Raw genomic sequence first — 20703 nt, 5'->3', positions numbered from 1 at the left:
AACGCTGAGCGGTATGACGCCGGGAGAATTTATTAAACATATCCGGCTTAAACAGGCCGCCGGTCTTTTGGTAACTACCAGCTTAAATGTTACCGAAATTTTTTACCGTACCGGCTTTAATAACCAATCTTATTTTTTCAGGGAATTTAAAAAACGGTACAATTGTGCGCCTAATGAATACAGGGAACAGCAAACTGTATAATAAAATAAGCTCACGGATTGAAGGATGACGATGGATTTTTATTTTGCTCTGCAGAATGTGGTATGACATAAAGGCAACCTGCCTGAGCAGATCAGCCTTTACTTTAAATATGCAATTAATGCAGTACCTATTACGCCATCCGATTGTTGAATTCATGGCTGCATTATCGCAATTATTTTTCTTCAGGCTCAAAATAAAAAATCATTTTAAAAACCAAAAAGCATGCTTTTTAAGCAAAAATGTAATCATAGTACACTAAAATGCAAGCATAGTGTATAAGCCCGGCCTGCCTGTAATGGTAGCTTTGTTTCTCAATTGCTGCTAATGCTATCTGGTTTCCTTTTACTACCGTTAGTTTTCTTTTTTGTATGCTATACAAGAGTTTTCCTGGTATGGCAAGCCAAACAATTGTCAGCCATTATGGCGGTAACAAATACTGCAAAATATACCACGAATCATTTTTTCTTTTCCGGCAATTCCGGCATTTTCAGCTCCGCTCTTTTCAAACATCAATTTTTTCTACATATAAAAACACTGCAATTATGAAAAAAAGACGCACCACTATCTTTCATTTCTTTCCAAAGCAACTATACTTTGGTTTGAAACTAAGTTGTTGCATTATGGTATTTGCTTTATTGCAACTTTCCGTAACCGCACAATCAACAGTTAAGGATATCACCATATCCGGTAAAGTTAATTCTGCCACCGGCGAACCGGTAAGCGGTGTTACCATTCATGCAAAGAATACAGCCATATCTGTTACAACCGATGCAAATGGTATATTTAAAATAACCGTACCCGAAAACGCCATTTTAGAGATCAGTCATATTGGATTTACCAAACAGGAATTGGCAGTATCCGGCCGCACCGAGTTAGTGATCACATTACAAACAGTAGCCAATACCCTTAATGATGTAATTGTGGTTGGGTATAGCAGCCAGAGGAAAACTTCTATCACTGGTGCCGTTGCTACTGTTGATATGAAAGACCTTACTAAAACAAGAATAGCCGATGTAGCGCAGGCATTACAGGGCCAGGTGGCCGGTGTATTTGTTGCCGCCAATACCGGGGCACCCGGCGATGGTATTAAAGTGAGGATCAGGGGCGAAGGTACGCTTGGCGTAAACGATGCATTATATGTAGTGGATGGCGTTGCTACCCGTGATATTTCTTTTCTTAATCAATCTGACGTAAAATCAATTACAGTTTTAAAAGATGCATCAGCTACTGCAATTTACGGTTCAAGGGCTGCAGGTGGTGTGGTTGTAATTACTACCCATAGCGGGCAAAAAGGAAAATCAGTTATTAATGTAGAGTATAACGCAGGTTTTTACAATGCAACCAATCTGCCTGAAATGTTGAATGCCGATCAGTACTTAACTGTAAAAGATATGGCATGGCATAATACTGCAGGTAATGCAGCAAATGCTGTTAGTCCTTATGCTGCAGACAGGATCAACAATAAAAATCTTGCTAATACCAATTGGCAAAAAGAACTATTCAATACCGGTAAATCACAAAACGTACAGGTATCTGCAAGCGGTGGTTCAGAAAATACACAATATTTAATTTCTGCAGGTTATTTTGGCCAGGATGGTATCATTGTGGAAGACCATGATAAATACCAGCGGTTTAATTTCAGGGCTAATATCAATTCCAATCTTTCCGATCGTTTTAGAGTAGGAACTAATTTACAGGTGAGTTATGCCAAACAGGATAAATTATCATCCAGTGGCGATGTGCCCGGTATCATTCGTCATGCATTGATTCGTCCGCCGGTTATAGGCGTATATAAAAATCCAACTGATGCAGGATATACACCAGGTAATCCATATACCGATCTTCCATTTTATACCGGCAATAATAACGGCTGGAGCCAGATATACGAATTCAGTTCCAACCCGATAGCGATTGTTCATTTTACCAATGATAAACGCAATACGTATCAAACCTTTGGTAATGTATACGGCGAATATTCTTTTTTGAGAGACAAAGCATTGAAATTTAAAAGCAGTATTGGTGTGGATATCAACTTCAGTCACAACAAAAATTTTGCTGCCAATTTTGGCGATGCCAATATCAGCGACAACACCAATCCTTATTATGGTATGGGCAGAAATAACAGGCCCAATAATTTAGATGAAAACAGGGGAGAAGGTATGACGTTCACTTTTACGAATACACTTAATTATTTAAAAACAATTCATCAGAAACATAGTATCAATGCCATGGTGGGTACCGAAAATATCACCAGCCAGTCCTCAGCAATTGGTGGCAGCAGGCAGAATTTTAATAATGCCACTTCCGCTTTTCAATATTTAGATTATGGCAGTACCACCAATGCATACAGTTCAGGTTCGGCAAACAGTTTTGCTTTATTGTCATTCTTTGCATCGGGTACTTATGGTTACAACAATAAATATTTTGCTACTGCAACAATGAGGGCAGATGCCTCTTCACGTTTTGGGCCCAATAATAAATGGGGGTATTTCCCTTCTGTTTCTGCAGGCTGGGTAATTTCCAACGAAGATTTTATGAAGGATATTAATTGGGTAAACAATTTAAAATTAAGAGGAAGCTGGGGTAAATCCGGCAACCAGGAAATTCCGAACAATGCTTATGAAACACTGGTATCAGAATCAGGTGGCGTGGTTAATATTGTACGCTATGGCAACCCGGACATCAAATGGGAATCAACTACACAAACGAATATCGGTATTGACATGGGCATCTTAAAAAATAAACTGTCTTTTTCTGCCGATTATTTTGTAAAAAATACCAACGACATTTTATTAACAGTAGGCTTACCCGCAGTTTCGGTAGGGGTTATCGACAGAACTTATGTTAATGCCGGTGAGGTAAGCAATAAAGGTTTTGAATTTGGTACGCATTACCAGAATAATGATCATGCCTTCCGGTTTGGTATCAATGCCAACATTGCCACATTAACCAATCGTGTAGATAAATTACATGAGTTTGTAAAAAGTATTATTGATGATGGTACACATACCAAAACTGAAGTGGGCCAGGCCATCAGTTCTTATTATGGCCTTGTGTTTGATGGTATTTATCAAAATGCAGCAGAGGTAACCAAAACTTTATTCTCTAATGCCAATGGCACACAGCCCGGCGATATTAAATTTAAAGACCTGAATGGTGATGGACAAATTAATGCAGATGACAGAACTTTTATCGGCAATCCCATTCCAAAACTCACCTACGGTTTTTCTTTTTCTGCCGATTATAAAAACTTTGATTTTTCTTTTTTATTCCAGGGTGTTCACGGCGTAGACAGGTATAATGACCTGAAACAAATTTTAAATTACGATAGCCGCCCGTTTAATTCCATGGTATCTGTACTGGATAGCTGGCATGGCGAAGGTACCAGCAATACCACTCCAAGAGTAACTTTTAATAACAATGGTGGTGGTAATGTATCCAGTGTATTTATTGAAGATGCTTCTTATTTAAGGTTAAAAAACATTGAATTGGGATACACATTCAATACAGCAATCTTTAAAGGGAAAAATCTGCGCCTCTATGCATCCGGCCAGAATTTGTTGACCAGTACAAAATATACCGGTTTAGATCCCGAATCTACTTCATTAATTGATAAAGGAACTTACCCGCAATCAAAAGCGTTTATCATTGGCGCAAAAATTAAATTGTAACTAATCATTTTTAAAACATTTATTATGAAAAAAATATTAATAACAGGTGTGGCAGTTTCCTTGCTTACGATGGTTAGTTGCAAAAAGGAACTTACTACCGAAGCAATTGGATTGACGACATTGGAGCAGGCCAATACAACGCCTACACTAAGTAGTGTGGAAAATTCTGTCACCTCATCTTACCAACTGCTTTCCAGCAGGCTCAACATACTGGCACAGTGGGACTGGGGTGGTGGACTGGTGTTTCAGAACGATTATGTAATGCAGGACATTGCTTCGGATGATATGGAAAAAAAATGGAACCCCGACGGCGATCAGCCCTGGATGGATGATATCAACAACTTTACATTTACCTCCACCAATGGCGGGCCAAATGGTTTGTGGAAATATGATTACGAAGGAATAAAAAGATTAAACATCGCTATTGAATTATTAACAAGAGCAGATATTGAAACTGTAACAGGAATTGCAACAGCCAGGAAAAACCAGTTGCTGGGCGAAGCTTACTTCCTGCGATCTTATTACTATTTTTCTTTGGTTACCAACTTTGGCGATGTGCCACTGATTGTTGCACCGGTAAAAACTTTCCAGGAAGCATTTGCCGTGGCTGTAAGAGCGGATAAAAAAACGGTATGGGCCAAAATTAAAGCTGACCTTGTTTTGGCAAAAGGATTATTGCCTAACAGCAAATATTCTTCTGCTACCGAAAAATGGAGAGTAAGTAAAGGTGCAGTAATTGCTTTGCAGGCTAAAGCCGCTTTATATACCGAAAAATGGAGTGAAGTGATCACATTTGTTACCGAACTGGAAACGCTTGGCTTTTATAGCTTAAATACAAATTACTTCAGCAGCTTTAATACCGAGTTCACCGATAATGAAGTGATCTTTGCTTACGATCATCAAACTAATACTACGCCCAGGAATGGCAATGGTATCTGTGCGCCGTTAGATTGGGGTTTCTTTGCACCAAGCACAGATTTTTTAAATGCCTTTGAACCTAATGACCCAAGAAAATTATTTACTGTGGATGTAGCCAACAAAAACGTAAACAAAATGCTGGGGTCTGTAAACGGTACAAACAAGGGTAATGATGATGCACCAAATAATAAGATATATATCCGTTTTGCCGATGCACTGCTTTGGAAAGCAGAAGCCTATTTGGAAACAGGGGATAATACCAATGCGATTTTATACATTAATAAGATCAGGGCAAGGGCAAGAACTACACCAACAGCAACAGGTGGTGTGGTACCTCCCGGCTCATTGCCGGATCGTCCGGCATCTACTGATAAGCCAACCATTAAATCATGGCTGGTATCAGAAAGAAGAGTAGAACTTGGTTTTGAAAACCAGAGAATGCTGGATTTAAAAAGATGGAAAATGGCAAAAGCCGTGATGATTGCCAATGGAAAAAATTTCCAGGATAAACATTACCTGTACCCGATTCCGCAAAGCGAAATTGATGCATCTGCAGGAACATTAACACAAAATCCTGGCTACTGATTATTTTAATAATGGTTAACCCGGTTTCAAAAAACATCCGGGTTAACTTTTTACTTACATACTTTAACAACGATTGTATGAAGGATATTGCAAAACGTTTTACTCAAAATCCATTGCTGTCGCCTGCAGATCTTACACCAAGTACCGATGGTCTTCAAATTACCTGTCTCTTAAATCCCGGTGTATTTCAATACCAAAACAAAACATGGCTTTTGGTAAGAGTGGCAGAAAGGCCTGCTCAAAAAGACAATGCTATTTCTTTTCCTGTACTAACGCCTGCAGGCAGCATAGAAATCATTGCTATTAAAAAAGATGATCCTGCATTAAATGCCACTGATGCCAGGGTGATCAATTATAAAGGTGTGGATTACTTAACCACACTGTCACATCTTCGTTTGCTGTGCAGCGATGACGGTATTAAATTTTATGAGCCGGAAGGCTATCCTTTGTTGACGGGAGAAGGCATGTTGCAGGCTTTTGGTATAGAAGATTGCAGGGTGAGTTTTCTGGACAATAAATATTACCTCACATTTACGGCAGTATCAGGCAACGGCGTAGGTGTTGGCCTGCGAACAACTACTGACTGGAAGAATTTTCAATCGCATGGTATGATGTTACCGCCCCACAATAAGGACTGTGCCATCTTTGATGAAAAGATCAACGGTGTATATTATGCATTGCACCGTCCGAGCAGTGTGGATATAGGCGGTAATTATATCTGGATCACTTCTTCGCCTGATGGTATACATTGGGGCAATCATAAATGCATCATTAAAGTAAGAGAAGGCGCCTGGGATAGTGCAAGGGTAGGTGCCGGTGCTGCACCAATAAAAACAAAAAAAGGTTGGCTGGCAATTTATCATGGCGCCAATCAAAAACATCAATATTGTCTGGGTGCATTTTTAATGGACTTAAATGATCCTTCAAAAATAATTGCAAGAACAGCGGAGCCTATCATGGTACCAACCGCCACCTATGAAACAAGCGGTTTTTTTGGAAACGTGGTTTTTACAAACGGGCATATTGTACACCCCGATGGCGATACCATTACAGTTTATTATGGTGCTGCAGATGAATTTGTTTGCGGCGCACATTTTTCTTTACAGGAAATTTTTTCATTATTAAAATTCAATCATGCTGAATAAACTGAAAGCAGAGATCGCCCATTTTAAAAGCCAGCCGCATAATTTCAGGATACTGATCTTTACCAATTTAGTATATGCATTTGTGTTACCTGTAATTGATACCTTTGTGGCCGCATATATTATGCGTAACACACATGGTGATATTACCAAAGTGGTGATCTACCAGCTCACCATTTATACAGGCATACCACTGACATTTTTACTGAATGGTTTTTTGCTCAAGCATTTTGATATCCGTAAATTATACGCCGCCGGTATGATGCTGAGTGGTGTATCAATGGTGGTGATGATGTCTTTACACGAGCTGAACACAATGGGTATTGCAAGCGCCGGAATGATAATGGGTTTAAGTTTTGGATTTTATTGGGCCAACAGGGATTGCCTGGCATTATCTATTACCAACGACAGCAACCGTAACTATTATTATGGCATGGAAACATTGTTTTATACCATTATCTCTGTTATCATTCCTATTACCATTGGCTTGTTCATCGATGCCCAGATAAGTGATGCACAAAAACACACCGCTTACCTGTTGATAACAGGAATTGTGTTTGTTATTACTATCTTGGCATCAATAGTTTGTTTCAGGGGTACTTTTAAAAATCCCGGGGAGAAAAAATATATCTTTTTTAAATTTCATCCGCTTTGGTATAAGCTTTTAACATTAGCCTCATTAAAAGGATTGGCGCAGGGATTTTTAGTAACAGCTCCTGCAATGCTGATATTGAAATTTTTTGGTAATGAAGGCGCTTTAGGTTCGGCCACTTCAATAGGCGCTGTTATTGCTGCTATCATCATGTATGTATTAGGCCGTATCTCCAAACCATCCGACAGGATAAAAATATTTGCCGCCGGTCTTTTATTATTTGCCGCCGGTGCTGCTATTAATGGCGTTCTCTTCAGCCAGGTGGGGGTGGTGATATTTATTTTATTATTACTGATCGCAAAACCATTAATGGACCTGGCTTATTTTCCTATTCAGTTCCAGGTTATTGATATTGTTTCTAAAATAGAGAAAAGAAGTGAGTTTGCTTATATCTTAAACCATGAAGCCGGATTATATGTAGGCCGTTTCTCCGGCGCAGCAACTTTTCTGCTGATGGCAAAATATGGTTCTGCTGATATTGCCTTACGATATGCGGTGATCATCATTGGAGTATTGCAATTGTGTTCCATCTTTGTGGCAAAAAACATCATCGCACAGGGAAAAATTCTAACTTCAGGTGAAAGTCCTGCAGATAATAAAGTTCTCTATGAAGTAGCTTCAGACATTGCTTAATTAAAAATAGATTATTCATGAAATTCAATATTAAAATTGCTGCCTTCTTTTTGTTTTCAGTAACCGGTGCAATGGCGCAGGTACAACAACAGGCTATTCCCCGTGTTGATGCCATGCCTAACCTGCCATCGCCTTTACAGATCATTGATTACAAAAAAATGTCGTTGAATTTTGATAAGACGGTGTATGATTTTAATGCCACAGGCAAATTCTGGCCCATGGTATGGATCGACAGCAGCAAGAAAAATTTTCCGCAAAATGTAGTGGGTTTATATACTGCTGTTGCAGATGTGCGCCAGGGCATTAATAACAAAGGGATGTTTCATGAAGCACTGGCCACTATGGGTGCTACGCTGGGTGCCAGTTTGGTAGGTATCGATAAAAGTAAACAGCAGTACAATTATGTAGGCATGTTGAAAAATTATTTTAATAAAGAAACGGGCTGGGATATTATGATGAACAATACCTGCCCCGAGGTAGCGTTGCTTGGCGGCGGCTATGGGCGTGACTGGTGGTACGATGTTTATCCTAATGTATTGTTTTATGCTATCTGCGATAAATATCCCAAAGAACCGGGCTTTACAGCAATTGCAAAAAGCATTGCAGAAAAATTCTATGCAGCAGATTCAATATTAAACGGCAATTACGAATGGTCATATTTTGATTATGGCAAAATGCAACCCATGAAAAACCAGATCTGTGCTCAGCCCGATGTGGCAGCAGGGCATGCATGGGTATTGTATGCGGCCTATAAAAAATTTGGCGATGCAAAATATTTAAAGGGAGCTGTCAGTGCTTTAAATGCATTGCAATCGCAATCACATAACCCTACTTACGAGGTATTGATGCCCTTTGGTGCTTACCTGGCGGCAAGAATAAATGCAGAGCAGGAAAAAAATTACGATGTCAATACAATGCTGCACTGGAGTTTTGACGGTACAGCCATCTGCCGGGAAGGATGGGGCGTGCTGGTGGGCCGATGGAACGATATTGATATTTCCGGTATCGTAGGCAGTACTGCAGATCATGGCGGTTACGGCTTTTTAATGAACACTTACGATGCCGCATGGCCGCTGGTGCCCATGGTACGTTACTACCAGTCCTACGCCACTGCTATTGGAAAATGGATGCTGAATGCAGCCAATGCCGCAAGATTTTTTTACCCGCAGTACATGCCCGATGATCATGAAACCATTCCGCAGTTGGCAGCAGTTACTAAGGGTGTAATTGGTTATGAAGGCATCATCAAAAGCTCTTCGCACCCGGGAAATGAAAATTTAAAAGGCCCTGTAGCGCAGGGAGATGGCCCGCTTTGGGTGCCCGGTAAAAATCCTGATGAATCTCAGTTCAGTGTTTATGGCAGCGGCCATGCTGGTATCTTCGGGAGCATTATTACAACGACTAATGTAAAGGGGGTATTGCAATTAAATTTATTAGCCACAGATTTTTATCATGATAAAGCATACCCTTCGTTTTTATATTACAATCCTTATACCACCGGCAAAACCATTATGATAAAAACGGAGCCCGGTAAAAAAGTTGACTTGTATAATACTGTTACAGGAAAATTTATAGCCCGTAATATTGTTTCTGCTGCTTCCATACAATTGGCACCGCAAAATGCAGCAGTTATCATCTGCGTTCCCGCCAATGGTAAAATAACTTATGCTGCAAATAAAATGCTGGTGAACGGCATTGTGGTGGACTATATGTTCAGCAAAAAATAACATAAGCAGGGTGCACTGATTAAATCTTTACATTTGTAATGGCTTTATGCATTGCCTGCAGTTACGGGCATTCTCTTACCATTATGTTGCTGATATGAAAAAAACACTGCTGCTTTTATTGGGTACAATTTCCGGTTTTTGCGCAATGGCTCAAAAAGGATTTACCATAACAGAAAAAAAAGATGCCAAAGAAGTTGCCATTGAATTCAATGGTAAATTACTTACTGCTTATTGCTATTATGATTCCGGCAGAAAGCCGGTACTTTTTCCGGTAAACACCATTGAAGGCATCACCATTACCCGGCAATATCCATTTCATATTGTACCCGGCGAAAGAACAGATCATCCCCATCACACCGGTATCTGGTTAAATTACGAATCTGTAAACGGCCTTGATTTCTGGAATAACTCTACTGCCATTGCACCCGAAAAAAGAAACCAGTATGGAACGATACGGCATCAGGAAATCATCAGCAAAAGCACAAAAAATAATGCAGCTTCTCTTACTGTAAGTGCCGTATGGATAAGGCCCGATGAAAAAATTTTACTGAATGAAGCCACCACTTTTAATTTCGCTGTAAACGGAAAAGACTTTGTCATCGACCGTATTACAAAATTAACGGCGACTGATACAACAGTTATTTTTAAAGATGTAAAAGATGGCATGCTGGGTATCAGGGTGGCTAGGGAACTGGAATTGCCCTCCAAAGAAAAAAGCAGTTTCATTGATGATAAGAATAACATTACCACAATACCACCATCCGGCGCCGGTGTTACCGGTATGTACTATGGCAGTAATGGATTAAAGGGAGATTCGTTGTGGGGCACCACCGGAACGTGGGCAATGCTTACAGGTGTAAAAGAAGGTAAAAATATTACGATCGGTATTATCGATCATCCGGCAAATATTGGCTATCCTACATACTGGCATGCCAGGGGCTATGGATTATTTGCTGCCAATCCCTTGGGCAGAAAGATATTCAGCAACGGAAAAGAAGAACTCAATTTTTCTCTGGTACCCCATAAGTCGGTTACCTTCAGGTACAGGATAATTGTACATTCGGGAGATTTTTTAACCAAAGAAGAAATGGATAAACAGGCTGATGCCTTTGGGAAAATAAGGTAAAAAGGCTTTTGTTTAAATTAAATGCCATTTATCCTGCAAATTTTTAAAAGGCGTTTGCAGTAAGAGGAATTCTTTTGTTAAAAACTCAACTTCAGCTTCAAACCAAAACAAATTCACCCAATTTCCCTTAGGTTTGCAAAAAAAATACAAATGAAGAAAATAGCTGGTTTAGTTGTGATTATGTTTTGCAGCTTTGCTGTAACAGCACAAACCGATTTAAAGAAAAAAATTGTAGATAGTACCTGTGCCTGCCTGAGCGAATTACCCGACATCAGCAAAAAATCGCAGGAAGAACTGCAAATGGCCATCGGGCAGTGTATGATGAAAAAATCACTGGAGGATTTTATGGCACTTGCGCAGGAACGCAATATCGAAATGACTGATGCCGAAGCGATGCAGAAACTGGGTGCCGAAATAGGTATGGACCTGATGAAGGCAGACTGTAAAGCAATGACTGAGATCATGATGAAAATGGCACAAAGCCAGATGAAATCTCCCAGCCCCGAAAAAGAAGAAGTGATCAGGGATACCCGTATGGTAAAAGGAAAGGTTACCAACGTGGAGGTGAAAGATTTTATTTACATCACGGTATTGTCCGGCGCCAAATCTACACAGCTGGTGTGGAGCGATTATGTTACCAATGGTAATAACTACGCTAAAAATCTGTTGTCACTTAAAAACAAATCGGTAGAGTTTTCTTATATTGAAAAAGAAGTGTACAGCACAAAATCAAAAGCTTATATCAACGTAAAAATGATCTCCGGAATAGAATAATCTTTCTGTTGAAACGAATAAAAAAAATAGCCCGTTTAAAAAATGGGCTATTTTTATGTTCAGTAAGCCTTCAATAATTAATACTATGACAATAACAGGAAATAATTTAATCGGCAATACCTTATCTGCCTCAGGCACTGAAATATTCTCAGCCGTTAACCCCACAACTGGCGCAATGCTGCCCGGCGGGTTTCACCTGGCTACTGCAGCCGAAGCCACAGCAGCTGCAGCAAAAGCCACAGCAGCATTTAAGTTATACAATAAAAAATCAGTAGAAGAAAGAGCTGTTTTTTTAGAAACCATTGCAGCAGAAATTTTAGCTGTGGGAGATCAGCTGATTGACCGTGCCATGGCCGAAAGCGGCCTGCCTGCGGCAAGGCTAACAGGAGAGCGTGGACGCACTATGATGCAGCTGAAAATGTTTGCACAATTATTAAGGGAAGGGTCGTGGGTAGATGCAAGAATAGATACTGCCATACCCGACAGGCAACCATTGCCCAAACCTGATTTACGCAGCATGCTTACACCGCTTGGCCCCGTGATGGTTTTTGGTGCCAGTAATTTTCCTTTTGCTTATTCTGCTGCCGGTGGCGATACGGCTTCTGCATTGGCGGCCGGTTGCCCGGTAATTGTAAAAGCACATCCGTTGCATCCCGGTACCGATGAAATGGTGGCACAGGCCATCATCAGCGCAGCAAAGAAAACCAATATGCCCGATGGTGTTTTTTCATTGGTGTGCTGCAACGAAGCCACAGCTATACAACTGGTAAAAGATCCTGCCATTAAAGCAATAGGTTTTACAGGTTCAAGAAAAGGCGGTATGGCAATTTATGATGCTGCTGTTAACCGTCCGGAACCTATTCCTGTATATGCAGAAATGAGTGCAGTGAATCCTGTTATTTTATTGCCGGGTGCCCTTGCTGCCAATGCAGCCGGCATTGCACAAGGCTTTGCCGCTTCGGTTAGTATGGGAGTGGGACAGTTTTGTACTAACCCGGGCCTTGTATTTATGGTGGATGATGATAACGCAAAAATATTCCTGCAATCATTGGCAGTACAAATTGAAAAGATCGCTCCGGCAACAATGCTCAGCAAAGGCATATATACCGCTTGTAATGATGGTGTGCAGCAATTAAAGGCAGCAGCAACAGTAGCAGCAGAAAGCAAAGCAATAGCCGATGCAAATAAAACAGAAGCAGTACCGCATATCTTCAGTGTTACGCAAAAGGAATTTATCGCCAATAAAAATTTATCGCATGAAGTTTTCGGGCCGGTAAGCCTGGTCGTATTATGCAGCAATACCGGCGAGATCTGCGAAGCCTTGCAAGGTTTAGAAGGACAATTAACTGCTAGCGTTCATGCCAATGCCGCAGATGAAGCTTACCTGTTACCTGTAATTGACCTCATGAAAGAAAAAGCAGGAAGAATATTATTCGGGGGTTTTCCTACAGGGGTGGAAGTGTGTGATGCGATGGTGCATGGCGGCCCTTTTCCTGCCACCACCGATTCCAGGTCAACCTCCGTAGGAACAGCGGCTATACTGCGTTTTGTAAGGCCCGTAGCGTACCAGAATTTTCCGCAACCGCTATTGCCCGATGCATTAAAAGATAACAATCCGCTTAATATCCTGCGTATAATTAATGGCAGCTACTCAAGGGAAATAATATAAAATGATAATTGATCATAATGATTGCAACCGTTTTAAAAGAATATGGTTTTGATAAAGATGCCTGTACTGTGCAGGCTTTTGGCAGCGGACTTATCAACAGCACCTGGAAAATAATAAGTGGTGATAAGGCCTATATACTGCAACGCATCAACCACAAAATATTTACACAACCGGAATATATAGCCCGCAATATTCAGCTGGTAGCAGAATATTTACAGCAGCATTATCCCGGTTATTTATTTGTGGCACCACTTAAAACAACAACGGCAAAGGAAACGGTATTTTGTTTTGATGATGGCTATTTCAGGATGTTTCCGTTTGTGCAGCATTCCCATACCATTGATGTGGTTTCAAAACCAGCGCAGGCTTATGAAGCTGCCAGGCAATTTGGAGCCTTCACCAAAAAACTAATCGGCTTTAATGCCGCTCTCTTAAAAATTACATTACCCGATTTTCATAATCTCACATTACGGTTCCGGCAATTTGAAAATGCATTGATCAGTGGCAATGCAGAAAGGATAAAAAATGCGGCCGGGACTATTGCAGTAATTAAAACCTATAAGAATATTGTTGATGAATTTGAAAAAATAAAGCACGACCCGGATTTTAAAATACGTGCCACACATCACGATACCAAGATCAGTAATGTGTTGTTTGATGAACAGGATAAGGGGCTCTGTGTAATTGACCTGGATACAATGATGCCGGGTTATTTTATCAGTGATGTGGGAGATATGCTGCGTACGTATTTATCACCCGTGAATGAAGAAGAAAAAGATTTTACCAAAATTGAAATAAGGAACGACTACTTTACTGCCATTAAAAAAGGATACCTGGATGAAATGGATGATGAATTGACAGCAAAAGAAAAACAATCTTTTGTATATGCAGGTAAATTCATGATCTATATGCAGGCCCTTCGTTTTGTTACCGACTATTTAAATGATGATGTGTATTATGGTGAAAAATATGCCGGGCATAATTTGATACGGGCAAAAAATCAATTAGTGCTGTTGGAAAAATTATCGGCAAAAGAAACTACAGGTAACATATAAAAATTTACCAGCGTTTCAATTCGTTCTGGTAAAACCAAAACTCCGGTGTTATAATTCTTTTTACCTCATTTACTGCATACCATGGCGAAATATTTTCATTGAGCGGGTTAACCAGGATATGAATATCCTGTGCCGGCATATAACTCTGTGCCAGCATAAACATCTTTTTGCCTGCTGCATTTTGTGCAACATCCATCACAATTACTGCATGGCCCGGAAAGCCGCCCCGTATCAATACATCACCGGGTTGTATGCCTGAAAAATCAGTAACTGTATTTAATTGTTTGGCTAAAGAGGCTGAGCCACACATGCCAAAAACTTTTTGCATATAAGTCATAAAATTTGCCCTGGTATAGGGCGCATGAAATGCATATTCTGTAAGTTCGTTGTCAGTAAAATGTATGGCAGCATATTCTTTTCGGGCAAAAAGATATTCTGCCCTTAACCGCATTACTGCATCGGCACATTGCTGCAGGTCTTTGTTGGGCACAGAAATGTCGAGCACAGCATACTGCGCCAGCTGATTCACTTTGGCCCTGCCATCAAATAAATACACGGTCTTATTTTCTTTTAAAGGTACATTTCGCAGCCAGCCGGCAAAAGAATTGCTATCGGCAGGTACTCTTGTAAAGCTGTCTGGTAATGGAATAGCAGCAATGGTATGAAACGGGTTTTTACTTGTTGCTTTTACTATTTCGGGCTGGCCGCCACCTGATTTATTTGCTGATGAGCTTGCTGTATTGTTACAAGACTGCGAAAGCAACAAACAAAAAAATAACAGCGGTTTAAAGGGCATAAAATGCTAATTTTGACGTTAACGGGTACAGATGCGAAAACGCATCAACTCCACATAAAAATTTTGTTAAAGCGTATGGCAACTATTTTAATTATTGATGACGAAAAGGCGATCAGGAAAACTTTAACCGAGATCCTTAGCTATGAAGGCTATAAAATTGATGAAGCCAGTGATGGCGAAGAAGGTTTAAAACGTTTCAGCGAAAAAGCCTATGATATTGTATTATGCGATATCAAAATGCCCAAACTGGATGGTATTGAATTTTTAGAAAAAGCAAAAGAGATCAATGGCGATGTGCCGGTGATCATGATCAGCGGCCATGGTAATATTGATACCGCTGTGGAAGCAGTAAAAAAAGGGGCATTTGATTATATCAGTAAACCACCGGATCTCAATCGTTTACTGATCACCCTACGTAATGCGGTAGACAAACAAAGCCTGGTTACCGAAACCAAAGTGCTTAAGCGCAAGGTGAGCAAAGTGCAGGAAATGATCGGTGAAAGTGATCCCATAAAAAGAATAAAGGAAACGATTGAAAAAGTTGCACCAACCGATGCCCGTGTTTTGATCACCGGCGAAAATGGTGTGGGTAAAGAATTGGTGGCAAGATGGATTCATGAAAAAAGCAACCGCAACACCGGCCCCATGGTGGAAGTGAATTGTGCTGCTATCCCATCTGAGTTGATAGAAAGTGAATTGTTTGGCCATGAAAAAGGTTCGTTTACTTCTGCGGTAAAACAACGTATTGGTAAATTTGAAACGGCCAATGGCGGTACTTTATTCCTGGATGAAATTGGTGATATGAGTTTAACGGCACAGGCAAAAGTGTTACGTGCCTTGCAGGAAGGAAAAATTACAAGAGTAGGTGCAGAAAAAGATATTAATGTGGACGTCAGAGTGATCACCGCTACCAATAAAGACCTGTTGAAAGAAGTAGATGATAAAAATTTCCGGCTGGATCTCTATCATCGTCTTGGCGTGATCATTATACACGTACCATCACTAAACGACAGGAGGGCAGATGTGCCTTTGCTGGTGGATTATTTTCTCGATATTATTGCGGCAGAATATGGCCAGCCTAAAAAAGCGATTGACCAAAAAGCCATGGATGCATTGCAACAACACAACTGGACGGGTAATATCAGGGAACTGCGTAACGTGGTAGAGCGCCTGATCATACTTTCAGCCAAAACCATTTCTCTGGAAGACGTTCAGAATTATGTACTACCAAAAAGTTCATAGTTCATGGATGATCGTTCAAAGTAAAAGGGGAAGTGAAATAGTAACAGGGGCCTCTCTGAAGAATGTATTTCCATGAACCATCAACTATGAACAATGAACTGCTCTGTTAACGAACTCCCAACAAATTATGAACGGTTTTAGCCTTTAAAATATATTATGGTACTTTTGGCACTCAAAAAATATAAAAAATAACTATGGGTTGGATAATTTTTATTGCTGCTGCATTAGGCTGGCATATTGGTTTATACGGGATGTTTAAAAAAGCAGGCATTGATGGCTGGAAGGCTTTTGTTCCTTTTTACAATACCTGGTGCATGGTGCAAAAAATGGAATTACCCAAATATTGGTTCTTCCTCCAGCTGATACCTATTGCAGGCCAGTTTATCACCATCTGGATAGCTATAAAATTTGTAGAGCATTTTGGCCGCTTCGGTTTCTGGCATCATGCGGCTACCGTGTTGTTGCCTTTCATATATTTCCCTTATTTAGGATTTTCAAAAGGAGAAAGATATGCCGGCATACCTGTGGTGAAAAATTACAAAAAATCTGTTGCAAGAGAATGGATAGATGCAGCTGCCTTTGCAGTAGTAGCGGCAACACTAATAAGAACTTTTGTTTTTGAAGCCTATGTTATTCCAACACCTTCCGAAGAAAAAACATTATTGGTAAACGACTATTTGTTTGTAAGTAAATGGGCTTATGGTCCTCGTATTCCCAATACACCGGTGGCAATGCCTTTTGTACATCATACCATTCCCGGTTTAAATGTAAAATCTTATGTGGAGTGGATCCATATTCCTTATACAAGATGGTTTCCTTCTCCGGTAAAAAGAAATGATGCGGTAGTATTTAATTTCCCCGCTAATGATACATTGATCAATGACCCGGAACAAAAATTTGGTTCGCAAACTACTTATTATGAAGCAGTGAGGGCCTGGGGCAGGGAAAAAGTATGGACAGATTATGGAAGTATGATCATTACAAGGCCGGTTGATAAAAGAGAAAATTTTATTAAACGTTGTGTGGGTATTGCAGGTGATACCATTGAGATTGTAAATGGAAATCTTTTGATCAATGGTAAACCACAGGATTATTTCCCTAATGCACAAAGGCTTTACAAAGTGGTTGACCCAAAGAAAACACCAACTGATGCCGAGAGCTTAGCTAAACTGGGTATTCATGTAAGAGAATCACAGGATGATGTTACATCAAGAGGAGGGGCAGATGTACTAGTAAATATTACCAATGAAGAATGGAAAAATTTATCACCTGAAAATGCTGCAAGGTTTGCATATTATTATGAAGGGCCGGATGGAAGATTATTTCCATATTATGATCATGCTGATTCATTGCATGTATGGAGTGCAGACAACTATGGTAAACTCTGGATACCGAAAAAAGGTGCTACCATTTCATTAACTCCTGATAATATTATCCGTTATCGTCGCTGTATTGAAACTTATGAAGGAAACGAATTTGTACAGCAGGGTGCAAAGGTATTCCTGAATGGAAACGAAGCCACTTCATACACTTTTAAAATGGATTACTTCTGGTTGATGGGAGATAACAGGCATAACTCATTAGACAGTCGCTTCTGGGGTTTTGTTCCCGAAGATCATGTTGTGGGTAAAGCATCTTTGATCTGGTTCAGCTGGGAAGGTGGCCCGAGATGGAAACGTATTTTCCGTTGGATAAAATAATACCGTAGGAATTCGCCTTTGGCGAATTCAAAAGAACACGCCGCAGGCGTGATCATACAGAAAATTTTCGTATATTTAATACATCAAGTCCTTACTGGCAGTAATGCAGTAAGGATTTTTTATCTGTAATAAAATCTAACAGTATGAACCAGGAACAATATAATTTTTCATTTGATGTATACAATTCCATTGATGAATTAGCGGCAGAAGATGCAAGGCTTGTAACCGAAGCCAGGAAAGTTACAGCCAATGCGTATGCGCCCTATTCTCATTTTAATGTGGGCGCTATTGCACAATTAAAAAACGGGCAAACTGTAACCGGCACCAACCAGGAAAACGCAGCTTACCCCGTTGGTATTTGTGCCGAAAGAGTGCTGTTGTCTTCTGCAGCCACCTTATTTCCCGGTATTGCAATTGATACATTGGCCATCAGCTACGACAATAAGAACGGTAAAAGTAATCATCCCATTTCGCCTTGTGGTGTTTGCCGCCAGACCTTAGCTGAATATGAAGAAAGAGTAAAACAACCTATACGCCTTATCTTAAGCGGGCAGGAAGGGAAAATTATCGTTATTAAAAAAGCAAGTCAGCTATTGCCATTATCTTTTGGCGGAGAGGATATGAAGTAACGATACTCCCGCAGGTATCACCAATTTCCGTTGGAGTAAATCTGCGGTATCTGCGTGATCAGCGGGCACATTAAAAAAGCTGCTGCACCCCATACGCATACTTCGCTTCATGCTCCAGCAGCCATTTTTTTCGCCACAGGTCTCCGCCATACCCAACAAGACTGCCATTGCTTCCAATTACCCTGTGACAGGGAACAATAATTGAAACATGGTTGGTGCCATTGGCTGTACCCACAGCCCTGATGGCTTTTACGTTTCCAATTCTTTTACTCAATTCCAGGTAGCTGATCGTTTTGCCATAAGGGATATGGCATAATGCTGCCCACACGGTTTGTTGAAAGGCGGTGCCTTCCTGAGCGATGTCTATTGTAAATGCCATGCGACTGCCTGCAAAATATTCATCTAATTGAGTGATGCAATGCTGAATTACGGTGGATGGAGGTACCGTAAAATTGATATCAGCTTCATTTACAGCATTACCTTTCCAGCTATTGCAGAATAATAAATGTGATAGCGAATCGCCATTGCTTCTCAGCTCTAATACACCAACAGGTGATTGATAATAGGCAATGTTGGTACTCATTTGTGATTTTTTAATTTTATTCAGGTGTCGCGTCTGTTACAACCGTCAGACACCTAATGCTAAAAGGGCCTAACGGCCCGGAGCCGTCCCGACCCTTAACCGATCTTGCAACCATTCTTTACCTGCAACGATGGCTGTAATAACACCACATCGTTGCTTTCGTTATATACCCCCAGTACCAGGCATTCACTGAAAAAATTAGCGATCTGTTTTACCGGAAAATTTACTACTGCAATTACCTGTTTGCCCACCAGTTTTTCTTTTTCGTATAAAGCAGTAATTTGTGCCGATGATTTTTTAATACCCAGTTCACCAAAATCAATCGTTAATTGAAAAGAGGGTTTCCTGGCATTGGGAAAATCGTTCACCTCTGTAATCGTACCTGCTCTTATATCTACTTTTTCAAAATCACTCCAGCTGATCATTGTATTTTTTTTATTATAAATAAATGAAGTAGTATTGAAAACTAAATTAAGTAAAATGCCCGTAGTAATAAAAAAAGCAGGCCTGGAAGATGTAAAACTGGTAGCGCCCTTATTCAATGCTTACCGTATATTCTATAAACAACCTTCTGATGAAAGTGCTGCAGCCGATTTTTTGTGGCAAAGATTATTGAATAAAGAATCCGTGATCTTTATTGCTTTTGATGATGATATTGCTGTCGGCTTCTGCCAGTTGTTTCCTGTCTTTTCATCTGTAGGTTTAAAACGCAGCTGGTTGCTGAACGATCTGTATGTAAACGAAACAGTAAGAGGCAAGGGAATTGCCGCTGCTTTATTGCAAAAGGCAAAAGAATTTGGCATTGAAACCAATTCAAGATGGCTGATGTTGCAAACCGGTGCTGATAATCTTACAGCACAATCAGTGTACGAAAAGAATGGCTGGAAGAGGGTGGAGGATTATTTTTATGAGTTGGGGTTGGAATGAAAATAGTTGATTTATCCCCTGGCTTTTTCCAATTCACTTTTAATTAGAGTATAAAATTTTTCAACAGTTACTTTTGAAAACCAATATTCTTCATTAAGTTTTGATTCAACTGCATAGGGAAGATTTGTTATGCTGTCAACTTTTTCTTTAACAGCTAATAATAAATCAAGCGGTTTTGCTTCCCCCATCGCAATAAATTCAAAATCATCAAGTAAGTCACCTGCAACAGTATTATCGGCTATTGCAATTATATACGCAAAAAGGTAACTTCTTTCAGCAATAATACTTTTACTTTGATTAAGTTTGTCTCCTTGTACTAATGCAGTTGCAATGATTAATAGTTGTTCTGGTGTCCAGTTTATCAGGTCGTTTTCTAAAGCCGTCCAGTCAAAATGTTCAAATGCTATTAATTCGTTTATAATTAAGCTATTTCCTCCGGAACACCAATAGTCACTATCTGAATCTTCATTTTCAATAATGATATCATAAACTTTTAAAACCCTTCTATAAGTAGATTTTGTTTTTGACCTGGTTCTCATTTTTTTATGAAATGCATCATAATCCGGATTATTGTCAGATGTGTATTCCATTGAAGTTTTCTGTTAGCAGGTTTTAATTTATTGTATGTGGCTCGTTGCAAACATGGCCCCGACGAAGATAACAGCGAAGATC

At 40.0% G+C, this 20703-nt stretch carries 18 protein-coding genes; 14 read left to right on the top strand and 4 right to left on the bottom strand.

All coding sequences use genetic code 11. The features are described from left to right. Positions 1-13 precede the first annotated feature (13 nt). The 10 genes from ACYVM0_RS05380 (at position 14) to ACYVM0_RS05335 (ending at position 14154) form a co-directional block, all read left to right on the top strand. Positions 14-202: a helix-turn-helix domain-containing protein gene (locus tag ACYVM0_RS05380; protein ID WP_460553615.1), complete on the top strand. Its 189-nt coding sequence runs from the start codon at positions 14-16 to the stop codon at positions 200-202. 542 nt (positions 203-744) lie between these two features. After that, positions 745-3873 (top strand): SusC/RagA family TonB-linked outer membrane protein, encoded by a 3129-nt coding sequence (locus tag ACYVM0_RS05375; RefSeq protein ID WP_460553612.1) that lies wholly within the window; start codon positions 745-747, stop codon positions 3871-3873. A 24-nt stretch (positions 3874-3897) separates the two neighbouring features. Beyond that, positions 3898-5376 carry a RagB/SusD family nutrient uptake outer membrane protein gene (locus ACYVM0_RS05370; protein ID WP_460553609.1) on the top strand — a complete coding sequence of 493 codons (1479 nt, stop codon included), beginning with the start codon at positions 3898-3900 and terminating at the stop codon, positions 5374-5376. Positions 5377-5453: 77 nt separating this feature from the next. Continuing rightward, complete coding sequence (locus tag ACYVM0_RS05365) at positions 5454-6521, top strand: glycoside hydrolase family 130 protein (protein WP_460553606.1); 1068 nt, start codon at positions 5454-5456, stop codon at positions 6519-6521. Next, entirely contained in the window at positions 6511-7803 is a 1293-nt protein-coding gene (locus ACYVM0_RS05360; RefSeq protein ID WP_460553603.1) for an MFS transporter, read from the top strand. Before ACYVM0_RS05365 ends, ACYVM0_RS05360 begins: the two co-directional genes overlap by 11 nt. A gap of 17 nt (positions 7804-7820) precedes the next feature. Beyond that, on the top strand, positions 7821-9530 hold the full coding sequence (locus ACYVM0_RS05355) for a hypothetical protein (RefSeq protein WP_460553600.1): 1710 nt from the start codon (positions 7821-7823) through the stop codon (positions 9528-9530). A 94-nt stretch (positions 9531-9624) separates the two neighbouring features. Next, positions 9625-10656: a DUF6807 domain-containing protein gene (locus ACYVM0_RS05350; protein ID WP_460553597.1), complete on the top strand. Its 1032-nt coding sequence runs from the start codon at positions 9625-9627 to the stop codon at positions 10654-10656. A gap of 150 nt (positions 10657-10806) precedes the next feature. Beyond that, entirely contained in the window at positions 10807-11430 is a 624-nt protein-coding gene (locus ACYVM0_RS05345) for a hypothetical protein (protein WP_460553594.1), read from the top strand. An 85-nt stretch (positions 11431-11515) separates the two neighbouring features. After that, entirely contained in the window at positions 11516-13099 is a 1584-nt protein-coding gene (locus ACYVM0_RS05340) for an aldehyde dehydrogenase (NADP(+)) (RefSeq protein WP_460553591.1), read from the top strand. A gap of 17 nt (positions 13100-13116) precedes the next feature. Next, positions 13117-14154 carry a phosphotransferase enzyme family protein gene (locus ACYVM0_RS05335; RefSeq protein WP_460553588.1) on the top strand — a complete coding sequence of 346 codons (1038 nt, stop codon included), beginning with the start codon at positions 13117-13119 and terminating at the stop codon, positions 14152-14154. A 4-nt stretch (positions 14155-14158) separates the two neighbouring features. On the opposite strand, the gene ACYVM0_RS05330 is transcribed toward ACYVM0_RS05335, so the two are convergent. Further along, complete coding sequence (locus ACYVM0_RS05330) at positions 14159-14950, bottom strand: DUF4846 domain-containing protein (RefSeq protein WP_460553585.1); 792 nt, start codon at positions 14948-14950, stop codon at positions 14159-14161. Positions 14951-15025: 75 nt separating this feature from the next. Here ACYVM0_RS05330 and ACYVM0_RS05325 point away from each other — a divergent pair, with 75 nt between their 5' ends. From ACYVM0_RS05325 to ACYVM0_RS05315, 3 genes are all read left to right on the top strand, one after another. Continuing rightward, complete coding sequence (locus tag ACYVM0_RS05325; protein ID WP_460553582.1) at positions 15026-16192, top strand: sigma-54-dependent transcriptional regulator; 1167 nt, start codon at positions 15026-15028, stop codon at positions 16190-16192. A 194-nt stretch (positions 16193-16386) separates the two neighbouring features. Then, positions 16387-17892 (top strand): S26 family signal peptidase, encoded by a 1506-nt coding sequence (locus ACYVM0_RS05320; RefSeq protein WP_460553579.1) that lies wholly within the window; start codon positions 16387-16389, stop codon positions 17890-17892. 143 nt (positions 17893-18035) lie between these two features. Next, complete coding sequence (locus ACYVM0_RS05315) at positions 18036-18521, top strand: cytidine deaminase family protein (RefSeq protein WP_460553576.1); 486 nt, start codon at positions 18036-18038, stop codon at positions 18519-18521. 70 nt (positions 18522-18591) lie between these two features. Here ACYVM0_RS05315 and ACYVM0_RS05310 read toward each other — a convergent pair whose 3' ends face one another. Next, on the bottom strand, positions 18592-19104 hold the full coding sequence (locus ACYVM0_RS05310; RefSeq protein WP_460553574.1) for a methylated-DNA--[protein]-cysteine S-methyltransferase: 513 nt from the start codon (positions 19102-19104) through the stop codon (positions 18592-18594). 95 nt (positions 19105-19199) lie between these two features. After that, the gene (locus tag ACYVM0_RS05305) at positions 19200-19529 is read right to left on the bottom strand and encodes a tRNA-binding protein (protein WP_460553571.1); all 330 of its coding nucleotides are present in this window, start codon (positions 19527-19529) and stop codon (positions 19200-19202) included. A 55-nt stretch (positions 19530-19584) separates the two neighbouring features. Here ACYVM0_RS05305 and ACYVM0_RS05300 point away from each other — a divergent pair, with 55 nt between their 5' ends. Then, positions 19585-20031, top strand: coding sequence for a GNAT family N-acetyltransferase (locus tag ACYVM0_RS05300; RefSeq protein ID WP_460553568.1), 447 nt, complete (start codon positions 19585-19587; stop codon positions 20029-20031). A gap of 11 nt (positions 20032-20042) precedes the next feature. Here the strand turns inward: ACYVM0_RS05300 and ACYVM0_RS05295 are convergent, their stop codons facing one another. Continuing rightward, positions 20043-20621: a hypothetical protein gene (locus ACYVM0_RS05295; RefSeq protein WP_460553565.1), complete on the bottom strand. Its 579-nt coding sequence runs from the start codon at positions 20619-20621 to the stop codon at positions 20043-20045. Positions 20622-20703: the final 82 nt, after the last annotated feature.

It is taken from the genome of Ferruginibacter profundus (genome assembly GCF_054783275.1).
The sequence above is the reverse complement of the archived record's forward strand: the minus strand, read 5'-3'. Positions and strand labels throughout refer to the sequence as shown.